Origin of the sequence: Almyronema sp., assembly GCF_052168255.1 — a bacterium.
Taxonomy (GTDB): domain Bacteria; phylum Cyanobacteriota; class Cyanobacteriia; order Phormidesmidales; family Phormidesmidaceae; genus Sphaerothrix; species Sphaerothrix epifaneia.
On sequence record NZ_JBQLZL010000082.1, the window covers coordinates 1 to 4,272 of the forward strand.

General features: G+C 50.1%; 4 protein-coding genes and 1 tRNA gene. 2 read left to right on the top strand and 3 right to left on the bottom strand.

All coding sequences use genetic code 11. The annotated features are described in order from the left end of the window. Positions 1–185: 185 nt before the first annotated feature. The 3 genes from ACTS3T_RS18600 to nblD all read right to left on the bottom strand — a co-directional run bounded on the left by ACTS3T_RS18600 (position 186) and on the right by nblD (position 1,217). A tRNA-Phe gene (locus ACTS3T_RS18600) sits at positions 186–258 on the bottom strand. 140 nt (positions 259–398) lie between these two features. After that, positions 399–863: a PPC domain-containing protein gene (locus tag ACTS3T_RS18605; protein WP_377968290.1), complete on the bottom strand. Its 465-nt coding sequence runs from the start codon at positions 861–863 to the stop codon at positions 399–401. A gap of 141 nt (positions 864–1,004) precedes the next feature. Further along, the gene (gene nblD, locus ACTS3T_RS18610; RefSeq protein ID WP_377968291.1) at positions 1,005–1,217 is read right to left on the bottom strand and encodes an NblD family protein; all 213 of its coding nucleotides are present in this window, start codon (positions 1,215–1,217) and stop codon (positions 1,005–1,007) included. Positions 1,218–1,401: 184 nt separating this feature from the next. Between nblD and ACTS3T_RS18615 the strand changes: the two genes are divergently transcribed. Both ACTS3T_RS18615 and ACTS3T_RS18620 read left to right on the top strand, forming a co-directional pair. Continuing rightward, a complete protein-coding gene (locus ACTS3T_RS18615) occupies positions 1,402–2,193 on the top strand; it encodes a hypothetical protein (RefSeq protein WP_377968292.1) in 792 nt (263 codons plus the stop codon). Between the two features lie 240 nt (positions 2,194–2,433). Continuing rightward, entirely contained in the window at positions 2,434–4,110 is a 1,677-nt protein-coding gene (locus ACTS3T_RS18620; RefSeq protein ID WP_377968293.1) for a caspase family protein, read from the top strand. Positions 4,111–4,272 lie beyond the last annotated feature (162 nt).

Consider the following 4,272-nt stretch of genomic DNA (forward strand, 5'->3'; position numbering starts at 1 on the left):
GAGTACACGGCAAAACCTCCAGGAATAAAACCCTTGTACTAAAAATCCTTACCCCAATTTTACCCCAATAATTACCCCAACCTGTTCTAAAAACACCCAAAAAATGAGCGAACCTCAAGTCAAGCCCTGAAAAGAGAAAGCCCCAAAACCTTTGACTTCAGGGCTTTTCGCTTGATTTACTTGAATGCCAGGAGGCGGACTTGAACCGCCGACACGAGGATTTTCAGTCCTCTGCTCTACCGACTGAGCTATCCCGGCTGGGGATCGCTTGAGGCTTGCTCCAGCGCTTAAATAACTTAGCAAACTTTTGGAATGCTTAGCAAGCAAATTTTCGAGAGAATTTTTGGGATAGGTGCGATCGCTCAATTCCCCTGGCCATCGCACCTCGCCTTCGCCGATTAGGGGCAAACCTCATTCGCGGGGCGCAGGCGAGCTAACTTTAGCAAAAATTCTCCTTCGCCCTGACCTGCATAAGAGCGTACCCGCACTGTATAGGTACCGGGTTCTGTAATGCGGGCAAACAGCAGCGAGTTAGTTGTCCCGTCGGGGCCGTCATCGTTTTCGCCAATCGTGGCACCATCAGGAGACATCAGGGAAACCAGCGTATCAAACTCATTAGAGGTGACGTCGATCGCAACCTGGTCGCCTGCTTTTAGCTCAATGGTGTAGTCTCTGGCAAAGCCGCCAAAACCCGTAGGAATATCTTGGCTAGAGAGACTATCGGTAATCTCTTGATTGTCCGGCAGGGGAACAGGTGAATAAATTTGGCTTTGGGCGTTCACTCGGCTTGCCATTACCCCAATCGTCAGCAGAGTGGCAGGAATCAGCAGGGTGCTTTTTAATGCTTGCGTCAGCAATTTCATGGTGAAACTTTATGGTTTGCAGAATTGGAAAGAGTTAGCTAAGCATAGCTGTGCCATTATGGCCTAAATTTTCGTTATTACCGCAATAAACCCTGCCGGAGTTTTAAATCTCGCCAGCGAGAGGGGTTGCTGGCGAGAATTCTAAGGCGTGGGGGGGTGATAGTAGTCGCTGGCCTGGGCGTTTTGGCCGCCGTCTGGATTAATACAGCCAGGTTTTTGATTGTACTGACAAACTCTGGCCCAGAGCTTAGCGCGATCGCCCGGTGGGCCAACTGAAAACAAAACGCGATCGCCCCCAATGACACCTACCAAAATTTTGACGCCACAGATGGGGCAGGTTTTTGTTTCTGGCATAGACTTTGGTTAAATCTCCTCAGTTCGCCACAATAGATGGTCATTATAGAGGGCGGCAGAACCCTGCTTGATGGCTTCGCAAAAATGCTTAGCAACCTCAGCAAAAGCAGGGACACCAGCCGGGTATTTGCCGGATGCCCCCTCCACCTCAGAAGATAGGGCTATGTAAGTTCATTTGAAGGTTATGTCTGACGAAACTGCCCCTCAAGTCCCTCAGCCTGACTCGGATGAAAGCCCAGATACAAATATCCCTGCGGCGGATGTGCCCGCTGACGCACCTACAGAGGTTTCAGCCTCAGAAACCTCACTGGCAGCCTCTGAAGCAACTCCCGAAAAAGCCCCAGCACCAGTCGCAGCGATCGCCTCTCATACAACTCCTCAAAGCCGCTGGCAGCAAGCTAAAACTTGGGGAAAAGGTTTGCTGGCGTTGGTGCGATCGCGTTTGCCAGCGGCGTGGCAGCCTCGGCTCAGCGATGGGGTTTTAAGCGCCATTTTGCTGGGCTTGGGAGCGTTTATCGTGATTTTGGTTGCTTCGTTGCCATCGCCGCCTGCTGCTGTATCAACCAGCCAGCCTTTAGTCAAACTACCCTCGCCCGTCACTGAGGTCGTTGAAGCTCCCAAAGCGACGCTAGAACTGCCGCCAGAACAAGACTTAATTACCCAAATTCAAGACCAGGTAGCGGGGATGAGTGAGCAATATACAGCAGGGCTGGTGCAGTCGGTGCAGGCAGATTTCCGTCGAAGTGAACTGACAGTAAATTTAGGCTCACAATGGTATCAACTCAGCCGCGATCGCCAGGATCAAGTCGCCAACGGTATTCTTGAAGCCGTTCAGCCGTTGGCTTTTGAGCGACTCCGCCTGATAGATGAAGGCGATCAACTTCTGGCTCGTAGCCCGGTTGTTGGCACTCAGATGGTAATTTTGCAACGCCAAGCGCAAAGCTTGGTGCCTGAGAAGGTTTCTGCAGGTGGATAAGGTCCGGGCTAAGTTCGGGGTATGGATATGGCTAAAGGCAGAAGACAGCAGGCTGAAGACTGAAGGAAAGCTTTTCTGTCAGCGGCTTACAGCCGTTGAAGGGTTTCAACACTTGTGACTACAGCTACGGCTTAATGGGAGCAAGAAAGCGAAGAAACAGAATGTTAAAAATACTGGCACGCCTAAGTTTCATTTCTAAGATGGGTGAAAAACCTGCTGCTAGCTGAGCTTTAAGCTGATATGAGCAAACGCTTTGCCCTCGGTCATGCCTGTGTCATTGGTGTGGGGGGAGATTTGCCGAATACTGTAAGTGACGCGATCGCCCTGGCAAATATTCTCAAAGATCCAGAGCGCTGCGCCTACCCACCGGAACAAGTTCATACCTTGACCCAGCAGCAGGCAAGGCGAGCAGATATTCTGGAAACCTTAGATCAGCTAGCTCAGGCAACTACGACCGACTCGATGGTCATTATTTATTTCTCTGGGCATGGCTATCAGGTTGCCACTGCCATGGGAGAAGCTTACTATTTAATGCCTTTTGGCTATGAGCCAAGCAAGCTCTACAAAACGGCGATTAGCGGACTGGAACTGACGGCTAAGCTCCGGGCAATTCCGGCGAAGAAGCTGCTGCTATTGCTGGATTGCTGCCATGTGGGTGGCTTGGGGGAGGCGGCTGACTTGCAGTATGAGGTGGAAAAAGCCCCCTTGCCTCCAGAGGCGCAAACGCTTTTTGCTCAGGGACAGGGGCGAGTCATCATCGCGTCGTCTCAGGCAAATGAGCTGTCGCTGGCGGGTCGGCCTTATAGCGCTTTTACTTTAGCTTTGATTGAAGCGCTGGCTGGGCAAGGAGCCTCGAAGCTAGACGGCTACGTGCGGGTGGCAGATTTAGCCCTCTATGCCCGTGAGGTCGTGCCGCGTCGGACGGGCGATCGCCAACATCCGATTTTGAACTTTGATCAGGCAGATAATTTTAAGCTGGCCTACTATGCAGGCGGTGAGGCTGAACCTAAGGCGTTACCGTTTACCGCCGAACCAGAGATTGAGTCAGAACCGGGCGAGTTTAACCGTCAGGTAATACAGAACACGCCTGTTGAAGCAGCGGGCGATCGCTCGGTGGCAATTGGTGGAGATGCCCAAGGAAGTATCCTCATTACGGGAGATGGCAACACCGTTGGCAATCACAACACAGTGCAGCGGGTGACGCAACAGGGTAAATATAATCTCAATTTTGGCGCTGCAACGGGTTTACAAATTGGCGATACGTATCACGGTTCTCGGTCTTCTGGCGGGAGTGATAAGGATACTTATAAAGCGCAACCGGAAAGGCTAAAGCGATCGTCGCCTTCCACTGACAGCGCTAGTCAAAAAGAAGTGTTTATTTCCTATGCTTGGGGTGGCAAAAGTGAGGAAATGGCGAATCAAATTGAACAGGCGCTGGCGGCTGAAGAAATTTCGCTGATTCGTGATAAGAATTACTTGGATTTTAAGGGTCGTATTAAAGCGTTTATGGAGCGAATTGGGCGCGGTAAGTGTGTAGTGCTGGTGATTAGCGAGAAGTATCTCAAATCTGAGAATTGCATGTTTGAGCTGCTGCAAATTGCCAAGAATGAGCAGTTTTATGAGCGCATTTTTCCAGTAGTGCTGGAGGATGCCAGAATTTATAAACCAATCGATCGAATTCAATATGTGCAGTATTGGGAACAAGAGATTCAGGCGCTAGATCAGCAGATTCGCAGCGTTTCTTCAGCTAATTTGGAGGGCTTTCGGGAAGATATTGATCTCTACAATGAGATTCGTCAGCATTTGCCGAGGTTAACAAATATCCTCAAGGATATGAATTCGCTCACGGCTCAGATTCATAGTGAGTCTGGTTTTGCTGAGCTGATTGAGGCAATTCAGCAAAAGCTGGAAGAATAGTATTCTTCCAGCTTCTTTCTCCATAATTTGGCGACTAAAATAAAAAATATGCAGAACATCTGAACTTATGTCAAACAGCCTTCATGAAGCAATTGAGCGTGTAAAAGCTGGAGGTTCAAAGCAGGCAGATATTCAAGCGATCGCGGCAGCGGTGCAATCAGG

Excerpts from the sequence above, each read along its gene's own strand:
- ACTS3T_RS18605 (WP_377968290.1), bottom strand. The coding sequence starts at position 863 with ATGAAATTGCTGACGCAAGCATTAAAAAGCACCCTGCTGATTCCTGCC.
- ACTS3T_RS18620 (WP_377968293.1), top strand. The coding sequence starts at position 2,434 with ATGAGCAAACGCTTTGCCCTCGGTCATGCCTGTGTCATTGGTGTGGGG.
- nblD (WP_377968291.1), bottom strand. The coding sequence starts at position 1,217 with ATGCCAGAAACAAAAACCTGCCCCATCTGTGGCGTCAAAATTTTGGTA.
- ACTS3T_RS18615 (WP_377968292.1), top strand. The coding sequence starts at position 1,402 with ATGTCTGACGAAACTGCCCCTCAAGTCCCTCAGCCTGACTCGGATGAA.